This window comes from Dactylosporangium sp. CA-139066 (assembly GCF_050936175.1).
Taxonomy (GTDB): Bacteria; Actinomycetota; Actinomycetes; order Mycobacteriales; family Micromonosporaceae; genus Dactylosporangium.
Genome location: NZ_JBNJNH010000001.1, coordinates 2,962,915 through 2,980,753, shown reverse-complemented (window position 1 = coordinate 2,980,753; position 17,839 = coordinate 2,962,915). Strand labels below are relative to the sequence as shown.

Annotated in this window: 14 protein-coding genes; 7 read left to right on the top strand and 7 right to left on the bottom strand. The window is 70.5% G+C overall.

The window, feature by feature from the left end:
• Positions 1 to 16 precede the first annotated feature (16 nt).
• From ACQEVU_RS13625 to ACQEVU_RS13615, 3 genes are read left to right on the top strand one after another with little or no spacing between them, the layout of a single operon-like run.
• Complete coding sequence (locus ACQEVU_RS13625; RefSeq protein ID WP_433323266.1) at positions 17 to 1,828, top strand: ABC transporter ATP-binding protein; 1,812 nt, start codon at positions 17 to 19, stop codon at positions 1,826 to 1,828.
• A complete protein-coding gene (locus ACQEVU_RS13620; protein ID WP_433323264.1) occupies positions 1,825 to 3,681 on the top strand; it encodes an ABC transporter ATP-binding protein in 1,857 nt (618 codons plus the stop codon). Before ACQEVU_RS13625 ends, ACQEVU_RS13620 begins: the two co-directional genes overlap by 4 nt.
• Positions 3,678 to 4,604, top strand: coding sequence for an aldo/keto reductase (locus ACQEVU_RS13615; protein WP_433323262.1), 927 nt, complete (start codon positions 3,678 to 3,680; stop codon positions 4,602 to 4,604). The genes ACQEVU_RS13620 and ACQEVU_RS13615 overlap by 4 nt, the downstream gene beginning before the upstream one ends.
• A 9-nt stretch (positions 4,605 to 4,613) precedes the next feature.
• Here ACQEVU_RS13615 and ACQEVU_RS13610 read toward each other — a convergent pair whose 3' ends face one another.
• From ACQEVU_RS13610 to ACQEVU_RS13600, 3 genes are all read right to left on the bottom strand, one after another.
• Positions 4,614 to 5,666, bottom strand: a complete 1,053-nt coding sequence (locus ACQEVU_RS13610) for a hypothetical protein (protein WP_433323260.1) — start codon at positions 5,664 to 5,666, stop codon at positions 4,614 to 4,616.
• Positions 5,667 to 5,742: 76 nt separating this feature from the next.
• Positions 5,743 to 6,903 carry an acyl-CoA dehydrogenase family protein gene (locus ACQEVU_RS13605; protein ID WP_433323258.1) on the bottom strand — a complete coding sequence of 387 codons (1,161 nt, stop codon included), beginning with the start codon at positions 6,901 to 6,903 and terminating at the stop codon, positions 5,743 to 5,745.
• Positions 6,900 to 8,408 carry a class I adenylate-forming enzyme family protein gene (locus ACQEVU_RS13600; RefSeq protein WP_433323256.1) on the bottom strand — a complete coding sequence of 503 codons (1,509 nt, stop codon included), beginning with the start codon at positions 8,406 to 8,408 and terminating at the stop codon, positions 6,900 to 6,902. The genes ACQEVU_RS13605 and ACQEVU_RS13600 overlap by 4 nt, the downstream gene beginning before the upstream one ends.
• 331 nt (positions 8,409 to 8,739) lie before the next feature.
• On the opposite strand from ACQEVU_RS13600, the gene ACQEVU_RS13595 reads away from it, so the two are divergent.
• Complete coding sequence (locus ACQEVU_RS13595; RefSeq protein WP_433323254.1) at positions 8,740 to 9,843, top strand: DegT/DnrJ/EryC1/StrS family aminotransferase; 1,104 nt, start codon at positions 8,740 to 8,742, stop codon at positions 9,841 to 9,843.
• Between the two features lie 59 nt (positions 9,844 to 9,902).
• Positions 9,903 to 10,799 carry a phytanoyl-CoA dioxygenase family protein gene (locus ACQEVU_RS13590; protein WP_433323252.1) on the top strand — a complete coding sequence of 299 codons (897 nt, stop codon included), beginning with the start codon at positions 9,903 to 9,905 and terminating at the stop codon, positions 10,797 to 10,799.
• Here the strand turns inward: ACQEVU_RS13590 and ACQEVU_RS13585 are convergent.
• A complete protein-coding gene (locus ACQEVU_RS13585; RefSeq protein WP_433323250.1) occupies positions 10,785 to 11,741 on the bottom strand; it encodes a phosphotransferase enzyme family protein in 957 nt (318 codons plus the stop codon). The genes ACQEVU_RS13590 and ACQEVU_RS13585 overlap by 15 nt on opposite strands.
• A gap of 15 nt (positions 11,742 to 11,756) precedes the next feature.
• On the bottom strand, positions 11,757 to 13,556 hold the full coding sequence (locus tag ACQEVU_RS13580; protein ID WP_433323248.1) for a TylF/MycF/NovP-related O-methyltransferase: 1,800 nt from the start codon (positions 13,554 to 13,556) through the stop codon (positions 11,757 to 11,759).
• A gap of 198 nt (positions 13,557 to 13,754) precedes the next feature.
• Here ACQEVU_RS13580 and ACQEVU_RS13575 point away from each other — a divergent pair, with 198 nt between their 5' ends.
• Together ACQEVU_RS13575 and ACQEVU_RS13570 are read left to right on the top strand one after the other, a co-directional pair.
• Positions 13,755 to 14,078, top strand: a complete 324-nt coding sequence (locus ACQEVU_RS13575; RefSeq protein WP_433323246.1) for a LuxR C-terminal-related transcriptional regulator — start codon at positions 13,755 to 13,757, stop codon at positions 14,076 to 14,078.
• Positions 14,075 to 15,064 carry a hypothetical protein gene (locus ACQEVU_RS13570; protein WP_433323244.1) on the top strand — a complete coding sequence of 330 codons (990 nt, stop codon included), beginning with the start codon at positions 14,075 to 14,077 and terminating at the stop codon, positions 15,062 to 15,064. The genes ACQEVU_RS13575 and ACQEVU_RS13570 overlap by 4 nt, the downstream gene beginning before the upstream one ends.
• 2 nt (positions 15,065 to 15,066) lie before the next feature.
• On the opposite strand, the gene ACQEVU_RS13565 is transcribed toward ACQEVU_RS13570, so the two are convergent.
• Both ACQEVU_RS13565 and ACQEVU_RS13560 read right to left on the bottom strand, forming a co-directional pair.
• The gene (locus tag ACQEVU_RS13565; RefSeq protein ID WP_433323242.1) at positions 15,067 to 16,218 is read right to left on the bottom strand and encodes a nucleotidyltransferase family protein; all 1,152 of its coding nucleotides are present in this window, start codon (positions 16,216 to 16,218) and stop codon (positions 15,067 to 15,069) included.
• Entirely contained in the window at positions 16,218 to 17,837 is a 1,620-nt protein-coding gene (locus ACQEVU_RS13560) for a sulfatase-like hydrolase/transferase (protein ID WP_433323240.1), read from the bottom strand. The genes ACQEVU_RS13565 and ACQEVU_RS13560 overlap by 1 nt, the downstream gene beginning before the upstream one ends.
• Positions 17,838 to 17,839 lie beyond the last annotated feature (2 nt).

Here is a 17,839-nt window from a genome sequence, read left to right as displayed (position 1 = left end):
GTACGGGGGTCGGCGTATGCGAATGATGTTGGCCCGCGCGGGGGGACTCCTGGTGCGCTCGTCCCCGGGCGCGTTCACCGCAACGTTGCTGGCCGCGCTACTGCAGGGCATCGCTCCGAACGCGATCACGCTGGCCGCCGCCCGCCTCGTCGGCGCCGCTGCGGGGCTCGCCGATGAGGCGTCCGCGAGAGCGTCCGCGGCGTCCGCGCTGGGGCTGCTCGCCGTCGCCCTGGTGATCGAGCGGATTGCCGCCGCCGTGGCCCCCGTCTCGACGGCCTACCTCGGATACCGGTTCATCACCGCGCTCGACCGTGTTCGGATGACCGCGTGCCTGGCGCTGCCGGGACTCGCGCATTTCGAGTCGCCCACCCAGGCCGACCGTCTGGAGGCGGCCGACTGGAGCAAGACGGAGCCACCGGTTCTGCTGGAACGGCTTGTCGCCCTGGTGCGGCGCGGCACGATGCTCATCGGCAGCATGTTCATCCTGGCCGGTCTGGGCTGGTGGGCGCCGCTGGTGGTGTCCGCGGCCGCGGTCGGCGTGGGCATCAACGACTGGCGGCACGCGGGGCGCCGATCCGAGCTGCAACGCGACGCCGCGCAGCAGCTGCGCTACGCGGGCTACCACCGCACACTGGCGGTCAATCCGACGCAGGCGCGGGAGATGCGGCTCTTCGCAGTCGGCGACTGGCTCGCCGAACGGCAGCAGCGGCTGTGGGCCGAGGGGATGGCGCCGATCTTCCGGGACCTGCGACGCCAACTGCGGGAGAATGTGGCGATCAACGCGGTGCGGGCGGCCGCGATGCTCGTTCCGCTGCTGGTCGCGCTCATGGGGCTGCGCCACGGTTCGATCGGCGCCGAGCAGTTCACCGCGGTGGTCCTCGCGTTGCGCACGGCGGCCAACGGCATGCACACGCTGGAGGGCCTGCCGGGAGGCCTCCGTCAGGCGGTCGGGTTCCTGCCGGAGGTGTTCGCCATTCAGGACCTGCCCCGGGCGGACCCTCGCCTCGACACCGGCGGCCGGATCGTCCCCGGGCCGGTGGTCCGGGACGGTATCCGGTTCGAGGACGTGGCGTTCCGATACCCCGGCGAATCCGGACTCGTGCTCGACGGCCTGACCCTGCACCTGCCCGCCGGCGAGTCGCTGGCGCTGGTCGGCGTCAACGGAGCCGGAAAGTCGACGATCGTCAAGCTGATGTGTCGCTTCTACGATCCGACACACGGCCGGATCACTCTCGACGGCACCGACATCCGCGACCTCGACCTCGCCGAGCTGCGGCGCCGAATAGCAGTGGTGTTTCAGGAGCCGATGCGGCTGCCGATGCCCGCGATCGACAACCTGGCCATCGCCGGCGCCGACCCGGACCGGCCGGACCCCGGCCTGCTGGCCGCCGCGGCGGCGCAGGTCGGCGCCGGGGAGTTCATCAACCGGCTGCCGCACGGCTGGGACACCACGCTGAGCCGTGAGTTCGGCGGGGTCGATCTGTCCGGCGGCCAATGGCATCGGCTGGCTCTCGCGCGGATGCTCGCAGCGCAGCAGTCCCGCACCCCGCCGCTGCTCATCCTCGACGAACCTACCGCCGCCCTGGACGTCCACATCGAGACCGACCTGCACGAACGGTTCGAGGAGCTGCGGCGAGGCGCTACCACGCTGCTCATCTCGCACCGCTTCTCGACGGTCCGGATGGCGTCCCGGGTGGCCGTGCTCGACCGCGGCCGGATCATCGAGAGCGGCAGCCACGAGCAACTGATGGCGGCCGAGGGCCGATACGCCGAACTTTTCACTCTCCAGGCACAGCGCTTCACGCAGGCACCGGGAACGGCGCGATGAGCACCGCTGAGGAACGCGAGCTCCCACCGTTGGCGGCGTCGTGGGCGGCGGTCTTCGCCATCGCCTGGCGGGCATCGCCGGCGGCGGCCGTCGGCACCGTGCTTGGCTGGTTCGTCACGATGATCGTCGCCGGTCCGCTCCTCGGCATTGCCCTGCAACGTATCGTCGCCGACCGCGACCTCGCCTTCGATCCAGTCTGGGTCGTCGTGGCCGCGATCGGGATCCTGGCGCCCGAGGTCTTGTTGAGCATCACCGACAACGTTCGTGAAAGCATCCGCCGCCGCGGCGAACAGCTCATCTCGACCGAGATCGCCCGCGCCGCGCTGCGGCCCGCCGGCATCGAGCACCTGGAGAATCCGCGTTACGCCGACCGCGTCGCGTTCCTACGCTCGGAGGCCGGGCAGATCGCGATGGTTTTCGGCGCTGTCGGCGGGCAGATCGGTGTCGTCCTGTCGTTCATCGTCTCGGTCGCCGTGCTGGGCTCGGTGAGCTGGTGGCTGCTGCTCCCGGTCGCCGGATCGGTCGCCGTCGGCGCTGTCCAGATGCGGGCCGTACGGTGGGCGATGAACGTGCGGGAGGGCATGCTGACCGAGCAGCGTCTGGCCGACCACATCGTTACGCTGGCCACCGCCGCCGCGGCCGCGCCGGACATCAGGATGCTCGGCATCGGATCGTGGCTGCGTCGCCGCCACGACCGGGCCGTCACCGCCGTCGGCACCAGCCTGCTGCGCTCCGAGCGACGCAGCGTGCTGGCGGCGGCGCTGGGTGGTGCGGTCCAAGCGCTGATGCTGGTGGCCGGGCTGGGGCTGCTCATGTGGCTCGCGATTCGCGGGGACGCTTCGCCGGCCACCGTCGTGCTCGGCGTGGTACTGCTCCAGACCGTGCTGGAAAGCGCCAGGGGCCTGGCCACGTCGGGTTCCAAGGTCCTGCGGATCAGCTTCGCGGCCCGGCGCTATCTCTGGCTGATGCGGTACGCGACGCAGGTGCGCCCGCCGCAGCGGCCGGTTCCCGTTCCGGGCCGCCTGGACGACGGTATTCGGCTCGAGAACGTCAGCTTTCGGTACCCGTTCGCCGAACGGGACGTCCTGACCAATGTCTCGCTCACGCTACCGGCCGGCGCGACGGTGGCCATCGTGGGCGACAACGGGGCCGGCAAGAGCACCCTGGTCAAGCTGCTCTGCCGGTACTACGACACGACGCATGGGCGGATCTCGGTCGACGGCACGGATCTGCGCGAGTTCGACCCCGACGCATGGAGGTCCGGCATCACGGCGAGCTTCCAGGACTTCGCCAGGCTGGAATTCCGGGCCGTCGAGTCGATCGGCGTGAGCCGGCTGGACCTGCTGGACGAGCAGCGGACCCCGGCACCGCAGCGCCGGAAGGCCATTGCCGAGGCGGCCCGCGACGGCCAGGCCGCCTCGTTCCTGGAACCGCTCGAGGACGGCTACGACACGCAGCTCGGGCGGCAGTTCGGCGGCGCGCAGCTGTCCGGTGGGCAGTGGCAACGGGTTGCGATCGCGCGTACCTTCGCCCGGTCGACGCCGCTGTTGATGCTGCTCGACGAGCCGACGGCCGCGCTCGACGCACGGGCCGAACACGAACTGTTCGTGCAGTTCGCGGCGCGGACGGCCGCCGCGCGCGAACGCGGCAGCATCGCCGTGCTGGTGTCGCACAGGTTCTCCACGGTCCGCATGGCGGACGTCGTGGTCGTGCTGGCCGACGGAGCGGTCGCGGAGGTTGGCACGCACGAGCACCTGATGGCCGGGGACGGGCTCTACCGGCGCGCGTTCGAAGCCCAGGCGCGCCACTACCACGACGATCGCAACGGGACACGCGAAGGAGACGACGCTTGAAGTACGCATCGTTGGCCGAGGTCGACGCGCCAGTCTCGCGCTGCGTTCTCGGAACGTCCGGAATCCGGGACGAAACCGGTTACCCGTTGCTCGACGCCTTCGTCGCCGCCGGTGGCAGCTGCATCGACACCGCTCGGGTGTACGGCGGAGGGCGCTGCGAGGAGACGGTCGGCGGCTGGATCCGCCGGGCACGACCCGACGGGCTCGTCATCGTGGGCAAGGGCGCGCATCCGCCGCACTGCACCCCCGCGGCGGTCGAGCCGGAGCTGCTGCAGACGCTGGATCGCCTCGGCGTGCCGACGATCGACGTGTACCTGTTGCACCGGGACGATACCTCGATACCGGTAGGCGAGTTCGTCGATGCGTTGGAGCGGCAGGTGGCGGCTGGGCGGATTCGCGCATACGGCGGTTCGAACTGGAGCGAACAGCGCGTCCGCGAGACGAACGACTACGCACGGCGTCACGGCCTGCGCGGCATGACCGTGGTCAGCAACCACTTCTCGCTGGCCGAGCCGGTCGAGCCGCTGTATCCCGGCTGTGCCGGCGTGTCCCGCTCGTACTGCGACTACCTCGCCGAAGACGGCATCGCGCTGATGCCGTGGTCCTCCCAGGCGCGTGGCTTCTTCGCCGACGTGCCGCGGGGCGACCTCGACCCGAACGTCTGGCGGTGCTGGGGCACCCCCGACAACTACGCACGACGGGAACGCGCGCGGCAGCTGGCCGAGCGACTCGCCGTTCGGGCCGTCAACGTCGCCCTGGCATACGTACTGTGCCAGTCGTTCGCCACGCTGCCGATCATCGGGCCGCGCACCGTTGCGGAGCTCGAGATCGCCCTGGCCGGTACGGACGTCTCGCTCAGCGAGCAGGACATCGCATGGCTGGAGCACGGGGAATCGGGCGTGGATCGCCGCGAGACCGGCTGACCGGCCGGGTCAGGCCCGCAGGCGTTCCCGTGCTTCGGCGAGCGCATCGGCTATCCTGCGGGCCACCCTGGCCGGCAGGTACCGCTGGATCGCTTCCCGCTGCTGCACCGCGACCCGCCGCCGGGCGGCCGGATCGGCCGCATGCTCGAGCAGCACGGTGGCCAACCGCCTCTCGTCGTACAGCCCGGCCTCGCCGGTGATCTCCCGGTAGCAGCCGCGGGGCGGCAGCAGGCTGCAGCAGCCGGCGTAGATCGACTCGACGGTGCTGACGCCGAACGATTCGTGGAATGCGGTGGAAACCTGGATCTGCGAGCGCCACAGCCAGGCGAAGTAGTCGTCGGTCGGCATCGTGTCGCCGAGCACGATCCGGTCCGGATATCGCCGGCGAAGGTCGTACAGTTCCGGGCCACCGGGCGCAGACGGCGCGAAGCGACGGGTGACCAGGACCCTGGTGTCGGGGCGGGCGGCCAGCACCTCGCGGGCCGCGAGGAAAAACACGGCAGGCCTTTTCGCCGGGCTCGCCGAATGGTTGAACACGATGGTGACGCCGGCGTCTTCGGCCACCCTCGCCGCGTCCAACCGCTGGTTGTCGATCGTGCCTCCCACCACCCGCGCCTTCTGCAGGAACTCGGCGCGCACCCGCAGGCCCAGCTCCCGGCCGATCGTGTCGGCCATCGTGTCGGCCATGTACTGCGACACGAGGAACACGGTATCCATGGCCATGACATTGCCGAGGTCGGCGAAGCGCAGGAGCGGAAAGTTGGCGCGAATCTGGTCGCTGGGATCCCAGTGGCTGCCATGGGTGTAGCCGGCGAGCACAATGCCGGTGAGGCCGCGCTCGTACAGCATCCGCCGGATCTCCGCCGCGAACTGATGATGCGTGTTGTACATGAACAGGCAGTCGACGCCACGGAGATCTCGCTCGGCCAGATCCCGATACGTCGCGTGGATGTGCTCGTTCTTGGTCGCGCACGCACGTGTGGGCGTCACCAGCACCTCGTGGCCGGACGCGCGAAGCTCGCGGACGATCGCCCCGCCTGAGGTCTCGCCGTAGCCGACCACGCAGCTTCCGTCGGAAGGATCTCCCGCCGCCGTGAACGGAGCGACGTACAGAATACGCACCGTGTTCCCCCGGGCGCTACGCGAGCCGGACGCCGCGGTCGATCAGCGACAGGCTGCCGATCGCGGTCAGAAGGCGGTCATCGGAGTAGTTCAGGCTCGCCGACCGCAAGTCGCGGAAGAGTCGTTCCAGGGGGATCGGCGACGTGCGCAGATAGCCGGTCGACACACCGACCAGCTGCATGAGGCGGCTCACCGCGCGAAAGGTCAGCTCCGCGGCCGCGACCTTGACGACGTTGAGGTGGATCTGGGTGGCGGGTGTGTCGGTCGATGTGCCGGCGCCGCGATGGGCGGTTATCTCGGCGACGACCCGGTCCAGGTACGCCCCGACGAGCTCAAGGTCCATCCGGACCCGGGCGAGCCGCTCGAGCACGAGCTCCGAGCTCGGGTCTGTGCTGCGCGGCCGCTCGCGCGATCCGACGAGCCGCACGACCGCCCGGAGCGCGGCGTGCGCGCCGCCCAGCCAGCATGACGCCCAGCCGAGATGCCCGACCGGGATCATGCTGTCCACCGCGACCGCCCGGAACTGCCCGGCCTCGCCGACAACCTGGTGGCGCGGTATCGCCGCCGTGAGCCGCATCCCGACGCTGTGCGTGCCGCGCATGCCCAGCGGCTCCCATGTACCGGTCGTCTCGAACGAGACCTGCTCGCGGTCGACGTACACGAGGCTGACGCGTTGTGCCGCCGCGTCTTCGGATGCGCGCATCGTCACCAGGAACCCGTCCGCGTGCTGACCGCCGGTCACAATCGGCGCATCGCGGCGCAGCTCGAGGAGGTCGTCGGCGGCACGCAGGGCGGCGACCGCAGACAGCAGGTGTCCGCCCTTGGCCGGCTCTGTGGTGACCGACGCCAGGTACACCTGGCCCGCCGCGATACGCGGCAGCAGCTCCCCGCGCAACGGGTCGCTCGAGTGACGGACAAGGGCGTCCACTTGCTGGCAATGCATCGCCCAGATCATCGCGGTGGACAGGCAGCCCGACGCCAGGGTACGGGCGACCGCCACCAGGTCGGTGAGGTCGCCCCCGAGGCCGCCGTACTGCTGGGGCACCAGGAGGCCCATGAGCCCGCTCTTGCGCAGCGCGCTCACGCCGGCCTCGGGAAACTGCGCCGCGGCATCGACGGCGGCTGCGTGTTCGGCGAGCGTCGGCAGCACCTCTTCGGCGAGTCGAACCGGGGTCATCGCCGCACCGTCCGATCGATCAGGGCGGGCAGTCCCGCGCGGTCCAACTTGCCGGAGCCAAGCCGGGGCAGCCGGTCGACGACGAGGCATCGCGCCGGGACACGCGCGGCATCCAGTCGTTCACGCAGACACCGCAGCACCTCGGCAGCGCCGATGGAGGCGACCACGCACAGCACCGCGTCCGTGTCGCCGGCCGGGGGAACCACTGCGGCCTCCGCGACCCCAGGGATGTCCTGCGCCGCCGCCTCGATCTCCAGCGCGCTCGTACGGACACCGTGTCGCTTGAATATCTGGTCGCGGCGACCGTGGAAATACAGATAGCCGTCGGCGTCGAGATGACCGATGTCGCCGGTGTAGAGGCAGCGCTGACCGGTGACCGGGTCACGGCCGAATACCCGCGCGGTCAGCGCCTCGTCGCGCCAGTACCCGGCCATGACGTGCGGCCCGAATACGACGATCTCCCCCGCTGAGCCCGCAGGCAGCGCGGAGCCGGCCGGGCCGAGAATCTGCACCCAGGTATCGTCCAGCGGACGCCCGACCGCACCTCGCCGCTCGCGGTCGGCGTCGACCTCCATGACGCTCACCCGTTTGCATTCGGTGATGCCGAACATCAGTTGCACCCCGGCGCCGGGGAATCGTTGCCGCAGCGCGTCGATGCTCGCCGCGGGCAGTTCCTCGCCGGTGTTGGTGAACAGCCGCACCCGCGTCGGGCGCCGGTCTCGCCCGGCCAGCCGGATGAGCATCGAGGCGAGCGCCGGCACCACCGGCACCACGGTTGCACCGTGGCGGCGCACCTCGGCGAGGAGACGGGCGTCCGCGTCCGCACCGCACAGCACCAGTTCGGCGCCGGCAAGCGCAGCGAGAAACGCTTGGTAAAGCCCATAGTCGAAGGAGAGGGGCAGGCGGCAGAACACCACGTCGTCGGCGTCGTACCGCAGGCGCGCGGCGATCCGGCAGGCGGCGAACACCACTTGTGCGTGCGGGCAGATCACCGCCTTCGGCGCCGCGACGCTTCCGGAGGTGTAGATCAGCAGCGCGGCGGAGGTGGGCGGGACGGGAGGGCCGTCGTACCGCTCGCCGCTGAAGGCGGAGGCCTGGGCCCACGCCGTCGCCGTGTCCGTCACGCCGGGATTCGACTCGGCGAGTTCCGCGACATCGGTGACGATCAAGGCCGGCTCGCAATCCGCGACATAGTGCGTCCACTGCACAAGCGTGGCGCCGTCGCCGACCGGCACGAAGATCGCGCCGAGCCGTGAACACGCGAACAACACCGCCAGGACCCGCCGGTCGGGGCCGGCCTCGACCAGCACGCGGTCCCCGGCCGCCACACCCCGGCTGCGCAGCCACGCCGCGTATCCGTGGCTCTGCCGCGACAGCTCCGCATAGTCCCACCGGCCCTCGCGGTCCCGCACGGCCGTCGCACCCGGGCGGGCCTGGCACGCCGCATCCACCATGTCGTGCAACAGTCGCGGACCGTCGCCGCCGCCGACGTCACGGATTTCCAACGCCAGGCCCCCACTGCCGCAACCGAATGCCCGCCGGGCCGGACTCTCGCGGCGGACCGACCGTTCGTATCGCGGTCACCGACCCATTGTCGAGTCCCCGCTCGGCCCGGACAACGGCCTCGCTATCCCTAGAATTGACGACAGCAGTCTCCGTTGTGGCGGCGCCCCAGCCCTCGTACGTTCGGGACCTGACCGAGTCGCCGGGTCGCGCGTCCGATGCCGGGCATCGCGGCGACCATTACCGCCGGAGATGGCAGGCATGACGACGCAGCAATGGACCGCAGACCGCTCCGGCCCTTCCGGTGGACCCGCACCGGATCCCTTCGCCGACATGAACGCGCCGCAGCTCACCGACGCAGATGTGGCCGCCGCGGTCGAGGTCCTGAGCTCCGGGATCTTGGCCGGTCCGGACCATCCGGCGGTACAGCGCTTCGAGACGTCGTTGGCCGGACAGTCCCGCGTGCCGCACGCGGTCGCGGTGAACTCCGGCACCGCCGCGCTGCACTGCATCCTTCGCGCGTTGCGGATCGGGCCCGGCGATGAGGTCATCGTGCCGGCCCACACCTTCATCGCCACGGCGACGCCGGTGCTGATGGTCGGGGCCACGCCAGTCGTGGTCGACATCGACGCGAGCACCTACTGCATCGACCCCGCCGCCGTGGACACGGCGCGTTCCACACGAACGAAGGCGGTCGTCGCCGTCCACATCAACGGACATCCGGCCCCGGTCGACCAGCTCCCGGCCGACCTGCCGATCATCAGCGACGCCTGCCAGGCACATGGGGCGACATTGTTCGCCACGCCGGTCGGCGCTCTCGGTCGCGCCGCGGCGTTCAGCTTCTGGCAGGACAAGCTCATCACCGCGGCCGGCGAGGGCGGCGCCGTGCTCACCGCGGACGAGGAGATCGCCCGGCACGTGCGACTGCTGCGCTCGCATGCGCAGGAGCAGATCGACGGCGGGCCGGACGCACATCATGTGGCTCTCGGCTACAACTATCGGCTCACCGGCGTGCAGGCCGCGGTCGGCCGCTCGCAGCTCGCTCGCCTGCCATCGCTCGTGCGCCGGCGCCGTGCGATCGCGGAGCGGCTCACCCGGGGCCTCGCCGACACTGCGGGTCTCGCGGCGCCGGCCGTGCGCAGCGGCGCGGAGCACGCGTTCTGGAAGTACGTCGTCTCGATTTCGCCCGGGCAGATCGGCGGCGGGCGCGGCGAGTTGCGACGCTTGCTCGGGGCGGCCGGCGTCGCCACGGCCCCCCGCTATCCGATTCCGCTCACCCGGCAGCCGGTGCTGTCCGGGTCCGCCCGCATCATGCCGTGCCCGGTCGCGGAGTCGCTGGCGGACCGTCTGCTCACGCTGCCGATACCCGCCACCGAGCAACAGGCTGATCGGCTCTGCGAGGCGGTGCGCGGCGCCGTCCAGGCCGCCCGGCGGTAGCTCGCGGCAATGGACCGGCACCCGTCGTAGGCATCCACAACATCCCGCAGGAGTACGCCATGGCGCGCATCCACGATGGGCACCTGCAGCGGTACCGCGACGATGGTTTCGTCGTCGTCGATGGCTTCATGACCGAGGACGAGCTGCGGGCGGCCGCCGCCGATCTGGCGCGGCTGTTTCCCTCCTGGTCGGAGCTGACCGCCGAACCGGACCGCTGGCCGGACCTGCACAAGACGGGCGACGCGGTGGCCGAGCTGCCGTTCCCCGGCACGGCGCTCAACCACATGAGCACCCATCCCGAGCTCATCCGGTTCGCCGAACGCGTGCTCGCCGAGGAGCGCGTCTTCCTCACGCAGTCGATCTGCTGGGCGAAGTACGCCGGACGCTCCGACTTCGAACAGTCCCTCCACCTGGACTGGCATGACAACTCCCTGGCGATGCCGCGGGGCGACGGCGCCTATGGCCAGCTGCACATGATCCTTTACTACACCGATGTGGAGCCGGGGCTTGCCCCGACCGCACTCGTTCCGCGCGCCGGCGCCCAGGACCGCGCCCTCACGCCCTGGGCGCGGACGAAGCTGGTCGATCCGGCACTCTATGAACGCGAACAGCTCGTCCACGCCAAGGCGGGCACTCTCGTGTGCTTTTCCGGCCGGACCTTCCACCGGTGCACCGGTTTCAGCGCAGCGACCGGCCATCGGATCAGCCACCACCTGGCCTGGCGAGGCGCCGGGCACGAGTGGATGTCGTGGCGCGGCTGGGCACAGTACGCCGATCAGCTGCACATGCGGCGGTGGTTCGAGCGCACGAGCGCCGAGCAACGTTCGGTGCTCGGCTTCCCACCGCCCCGCCATCCGTACTGGAATGAGGAGAGTCTCGCCCTCGTCCAGGCCCGATACCCACGGATGGATCTCACGCCGTACCGGACGCCCAAACCCGGCTCACATTCGGGCTGAGTGCCCGAAGTCGGCAGTCGACTCCATCTCCTGCACGCACCAGTCGAGCTCCGCGAGGACGCGCCCGCTCAGTTCCGGCGCACGCAGCAGCTCGGTGGCGTAGTGCAACATGCAGGCCCGCCACAGTGGGGCCAGCAGCGCCACCTCGCGCTCATCGAGCGGGGTCCGCGAGTCGTAGCCGGAGACCACCGCGTCGAGGCCACGCCGGCGAGCGGCGGCCACGTCGGCGGCGCGCAGGTCCAGACGGATGTCGTCGAAGTCCAGCACCGCGGAGAGGCGCTTGCCCTCCCATCGCAGGTTCCAGGGCACGAAGTCGCCGTGCACCACCAGGCGCGGCAGGTCCGGCGGCACCTCGGCCAGCGCCTCATAGGTGGCGCAGCTGTGACGGACAATAGGATCACGCAGGCCGGGCCGTGCGTCCAGCCGCACTGCCGCGCGGTCCACAAGCTCCTCGACCTCGGCGCGCATCGCCTCGTCAGTGGCGCACCAGTTGCTGCGCTGGGCCGTCACCAGCCGGCCCAGGTCGGCGTGCAGCGCCGCGAGCAACACACCCGCTTCCCTGGCCCGCCGACGGTCCCGACGCCAGTCGTGCACCCGCCCCGGCAGCGCCGGGAACAACGCGAACATCCGTCCCTGCCACGTGCGGAGCTCGGCGATGGGGCAGGCCACCGGCCACCCGGCCTGCCGCATCGCGTCCAGCACCCGAAATTCGTACGCGATGGCCGCCCGGTTCCGGTCGAGCCGGTAGCAGCGCAGCACGAACCGACCCTCACGGGCAACCACCGACCAGTGCACGTTGCGTGTCCCGCCGAGGTGCCGGATGCGCACCGGTTGCAGCCCCCACGACCGCAACATGCCGCGCACCGGGACGGTCGCCGGCAGCGCGTCGCCGGCGGCAATCGGATGCAGCCGGCACATCGGCGCGACGGCGCTCAGGCTCACCGGGTGCCGCCCGGGTCAGCGGGGCTTACGCCAGTAGACCGCATCGGTGTCGATCCACCGCAGTGGCTCGCTGATGCCATGCTCGGCCCGGAACTGCTCGACCGCGTCGCGGCACGCGCTGACATCGCCGTAGTCGTCGACGATGCAGAAGCCTCCCGGAGACAGGCGCGGATACAGCGCGTCGAGCGCGGCCCAGGTGGAATCATAAAGATCACCGTCGATTCGCAGCAGCGACACCGCGTCCGTGGGCAGCGTGGGAAGTGTCTCGTGAAACCAGCCGGGCACGAACCGGACCTGCTCGTCGAGCAGACCGTAGCGCTCGAAGTTGCGCCGCACCGCCGCCACGTCGACGCTGATGAAGGGCAGCCAGTACGTCTCGGTGCCGGTGGCCGCCGCGGTCGCCGACAACGTGAAGTCGACGGGCGGAAAGCCTGCGAACGAGTCGGCGGCCCACACCGTGCGCTCCCGGTCGCCGAGCGCCTTCAGCGCGCCGCGCATCAGGATGCACGACCCGCCGCGCCAGACCCCGGCCTCGACCATGTCGCCCGGGATGCCCTCCTGCACGATCGTCGCGACGCACCATGCGAGATGGCGGAGGCGGTGCGGGCCGACCATCGTCTCGGCATCCGCCGGCCAGTCTCGGCCGATCTCGCGGGCCTGCCGGTCGATCGGCACGCGGCGGAAGTGCTCACCGCACTTCGTGGGGACGTATTCGTACTCGAACACGGACCGGGTCAACGTGTCGATCAGAAGCTGCAGATACGCCGCGGCGCTCTCGCCCACGACGTCGGTCAGCAAAGGCAGCGCATCGGCCGCCCGGCCCGGCGACGCCTGCACGGCGGACACCCCTGTCTTCGGCCCACCGGCCTCTTGCGGCCGCTGGGCCGAAAGCAGTCGGAGCCGCCCGTCGAACACCGGCAGCGGCAGCGCCACCGCCCCGGCGAACCGGGAAGCGACGGCCTGATTGTGCGCCACCGACACGCGCGGCACGAACGACAGATACACCTCCGTGACCGCCGACACGTCGTCGCCGATCGCCGCGGTCGCGAGCAACTCCTTGTACTGCGGCCGGGTTAGCACCAGCGAGGAGATCCCGTGCCCTGCGACGGCGGCCGTCAGATGCTCGAGGCCGGCGTCCTCGACGACATAGCCGATGCGGCCGCGCCAGGCCTGCCAGATCAGGGCACTGGAGTAGGACGCCGGGTCAAGGGTGTAGGCGATGTCCCGAATCATCGGCAGCAGCTTGGCCCAGCCGGGCGCCAGCATGCTGCGCAGGGTGCTTCCCGATCGCGGCCGGGCCTCGCCCGTGCGCTCGTCGTACAGTGCGTCTCCGGGGCCGAAGTCGCCCGCCGGCACGTCGGCGTCCCGGTCCTCGTCCCGGGCCGACGGGTCAGGGGACAGCCGCAGCAGGGGCGTCGGGCCATGCCCCGGCGGCCGCACGAGCAGCCGCTCGGCGACATACCCCCGGACCCGGAGGCCCTCGATGGACCGCACGGTCATCGGCCGTACCCCGGCGCGCTCGGCCGCCAGGAGCAGAATCGCATGACCGGTCAGCCCGTGCTCGGTCGGGATCGCCAGCAGCTCGTCCCGGCCGACGGCGAGTTCGGCGAGCTGGGGGCGGGCGGCGTCGGCCGCGTCGTCGAGCGCGCGGTACGTCAGGCTTTCGTCGCGGGCGACGTCTACCAGGAAGACATGGTCCGGCTGGGTTTCGCGACGCTGCGCGACGACAGCCCCGAAGGATGGGGCCGACGCCAAAGCGGCCTCGGCGGCGAGCGCTCGCGAAGCCAAATCCGCCAGGCCGGATCGGGTGGACATGGTCAAGGCTCCCCCTCTTTCCGAATCCGACGCATCGCTGCGCGTCTGGGCATCAACTAACCATGCAATCCGGCGCACGACGGTCCCCGTATTTCTGGGACAGGCCCCATGTATAGGGGACGGTCGGCGCGGGACCCGGTTGGGCAGGATGGGCTCGACCGCCCGAGTGCGGCCGAGAAACGAACACGAGGAGCTGCCTTGACCCTCGCGATCGCCACCCAACGGCCTCGTCACCTACGGTCGCCCGCTACGGCCGAGCCGTCGGTCCGGCCGGCGTCCGGACCCGCGCTCGCCCTCGACGGCCGGGAGTCGGCGCTGCTGTCGCTGCTCCTCGCCGGCCACACCGACGCCAGCGCCGCCCGCCGGCTGCAGATCAGCCCGCGTACGGTGACCAATATCCTGCGCGCGCTCATGGATCGCGCCGGCGTCAACAACCGCTTCCAGCTGGGGGTGGTGCTCGGCCGCAGTGTGTCGCTGCCCTCCGGTTCGCCGGCCCGGCCACGGCCTGCCGCACGGCCATGAGCCCGGCCCGCGACACCGAGACGACCGTCACCTACGCCATCAACGGGTTCCGGGCCCGCATCCGCATGCGCGACAACGCGCCGGTGCAGTACTTCGACGGATTTTTCGGGCGTGAATCGGTCGGCGAGGACCTCGTCGACCTTCCCCCGCTCGAACTGGAGCCGTTCGACCGGCCCGCTGCCGCCGACTGGAAGCTGAGCATCGATGGCGGCCTGGTGTCGGCATCGTGCGGCGAGGGCGGCATCGCGGTCTGGTCGGACTCCGCCAGCCGGTTCCAGGTCTGGACCGGCGCCCGTCGCCTGCTGCGCGATGTCTGGCTGGAGCGGCGCATCACGGGCCCGAACGTGAGCTTTGTGCACTCCTCGGCCGTCGACGACGGTCGTGACCTGGTCATCTTCGTCGGCGACAAGCGCGCCGGCAAGACCAGCCTGATGCTGGACGCGACCATCAACCACGGCTGGCGCATGGTGGCCAACGACTGCCTCGTGGTGGTCGACGACGCTCGCGGCCCGGCGGCCAGTGGGGTTCCGACGTACATGGGCATCCGCCAGGACGTCGCACGGCGCTTCGAGGACGACATCCGGGCGCGGATCGCGTCGGATCGCGCCAACCGGGAGAGCTACGGCCGATGGCTCAGTGCCGTGCCCGCCAACGCGGAGCACAAGCTCTACCTATCCCCGGGCGCCCTCGGCGGGCCGGTGTGCCCGACGATACCGCTGCGCCAGCGACGGGTCACGGTGGTTGCGGTCGGATTCGCGGCCCCCGAGGCCATGGCCGACGTGCGCCCGCCCGCCGTCGAACTTGCCCGGTTCCTGCCGGCGAACCAGAAGCCGATGGCGTACATGTTCCAGGAGTTGGGCCTGCGGCCGGCCGGCCCGCTGCCGGTCGATCCGTTGCTGCTGGCGCGACTTTGCCGGGGCGTACGTTTCGTCGCGTATCGGCATCACGGGCGGGCCGACCGGATCCTGCAGTACGTGCGCGGCTGAGGTCAGCCGCGGGCTGCCGCCGGCCGGGCCGCCGACCGTTCGGCCGGGTCGCCGTCCGGCCCGATCAGACCGGCGAGCCGGTTCGGGCTGAAGAACCGCTCGGGGAGAGTGAGCCGCCAACGATGGACCCGGCCCTGCGTGTCCAGAACCTCGTCGAGCCCGGCGCCCGAACCCACACGAAATGTGTCGGCCATCGCCTGGTTCACGCGCGCCGGGAACAGCTCGGCCACGAATGCCATGGCGTACGCGACCTCGGGGTACATCCCGAGCTCCCGGGCGCGCGCGGCGAGCGCCGGTGCATCCGGCGGGCACAGCGGACCGTCCAGCAATGCGACCAGGTCCACGAGCTTGCACAGCTGAAGGTCCTTGTGCTTCACCACGTCCGCGTAGTGTCGCGCCTCCCGCGCGAAGTGGGCACACATGAACACGAACATGTCCTGCGGATGCAGGGCCCACATCGGCGGCTCGCCCACCGCAACCCGGCGACCCAGCAGATCGATGACGGTCTCGTCGGTGTGATTGGAGGTCAGCAGATCGATTGAGAAATGGAGATCAATACGATGGCACTCGAGCACCCGCGCGCCCGGCGTGGCGCGCTTGTACGGATGTGTCTGGTGCGAGTTCAGCGGAAACAGCAGGACGTCGGAACGGCGGGCCGGCCGCACGACGCCCGCCGCGTAGTCCCAGCCGCCTTGCACGTACCCGAGGCGGCGCAGCACGTCACCCGCTTCGGCCAGCCGTGCGCGCGGCACCAGCAGATCGTTGTCCTGGAACACACGCATCCCGAGGCTCGGGTACGCCATGCGCGCCACCGCGCCACCCTTGAGTGTCGCTACCGGGACGCTGGACGCATCCAGGGCCGCAAGCAGCTCCAGAGTGTGCTCGATCTGTTCCTCGGCCAGCACCTGCTGTCCGTCGTACATCACCTTCATGGGCAGCAGGAAGTGGCTGATCGCGAGCGCCGACCGTTCGGCGATGAGATGCTCCAGCGTGTTGTGCCAGGCGATGCCGAGGGTCCGATGTGTCGTGAGAATTCCGAACACCCGTGCCCAGTCCAGGTCGGCGCGCAGCAGCTCGCCCAGCCGGCGGACTTCGCGCTCGCTCAGCCTCGGCGTCGACCAGAGCACGCTCAGCTCTATCTCGGGTGCGTCCATTACGTCCTCCTGTCCCGCATCCAGTGGCGGGACCGCTCGATGATCAGGTCGGTGTACCGCGTTTCCCATGGCAACCGGTCGAGGGCGCACTCCTCAGACCGCGGCCGATACGCCAGGAGCTCGGGCTCGCCGAGATCGAACATGCCGTCGTCGTCGATTCTGCCCGCGCTCGTCAGCAGGTACTTCCGGTCTCGTTCCGTAACGGCGGCACGGAACAGCCGGCCCGGGTATCGGCTCTCGGCGTAGGCATACTGCCGCGCCCGGCCGCCCAGCCAGGCCGGAAGCCGTCCGTCGGCGTGGTCGGTCGGCGCGGCCACGGCACTCACCGCGGTGAGGATGCGGCCGACGTCGACGAGTTCGACGAACTCGTCCGGGCGACCGGCCGCAACCGCGGGTCCGCGCACCATGAGCGGCACGCGCAGCCGTGCGTCGGCCAACTCCCATGTGTACTCGAACCGAGAGTTGAAGGACTGGCCGTGATCAGCGAACAGCACGACGGTGGATTCGGGGTGGCATTCGTTGAGGTAGTCGAAGAGCACCCCGAGCGTGCGGTCCAAACGCCGAACCTGGGCAAGATATGCCTCGATGTTCTCCTCGTCGTAACCGCCCTGGTAGATCGGTGTCAGGCCGATCTCCGGCGGCTCGCGCAGCTGGGTGGCGAGCGACTTGTCCAGCTGCACGCTGATGTCCGGCAGCACGTCCTCGCATTTCCAGTGAATGTCCATGAAGGACGCGTACGCGAAGACGGGCTGCTCGCCCAGCACGGCGAGCTGATCGATCAGATCCGCGATGACCTGGGCACCGGACATACCTTTCTGGTACACAGTCCGGTCGAAGCCCCGCGCGTAGCCGTACGCCGGCGTCGCGCGCCAGTTGGCCCCGATGCTGACGCACGTGTATCCGGCGGCCTTCATGTGTTCGCTCAGGATCGGCTGCGGCCCCAGGATCATCGGCCGCCGGGGATGAAACATGTTGTGGCCGGACGTGTAGCGGCCGGTGAACACCGACGCGACGTTCGTCAGGGTCCATTCGCCGGTCGCGTAGCAGTTCGTGAAGGTCAGGCCGGTGCTGAAGTACTCGCACACGCGCGGCATCAGCGATTGCGGGCCGGCCGCGGTGAGCATCGCCTGGCTCAGTCCGTCGATGAAGATGAGCAGCACGAGCGGCCGCGCGGCGGACCCGGGCGAAGGCCGCCTCGGGCCGATCGGCAGCGGATCGCCGACGACCACCGGGCCGCTGATCCGCGCGTGCCCGTCGAACCCGTCGTCAAACCGCAGGTGTCGCCACCGGCGCGGCGGCAATGGGACGGAGCCAAGCCCGGTATCGCCGGTTCGCATCGCCAGATCCGTGGCGGCCAGCGCCAGCACCGGCAGCGCACATCCGGCCGGAACCGTGATCGGGTGCTCCCCCGGCTCCAGCCGACGGCCCGCGATGGTCTCGGTCTTCAGTTGCGGCCCCAGGTGCGAAAGCGCCGCCTCAGGGTCGCAGACATGCCCGTACACCCCGCTGTAGCGCCCATACGGAGGCCGGGTTCCGCCCAGCTCGTGCGGCAGGCTGACGCCCAGGTAACTCTCGTCGGTCGTCCTCCACGGAAACATGTCGGGCAACAGCACATCCATCT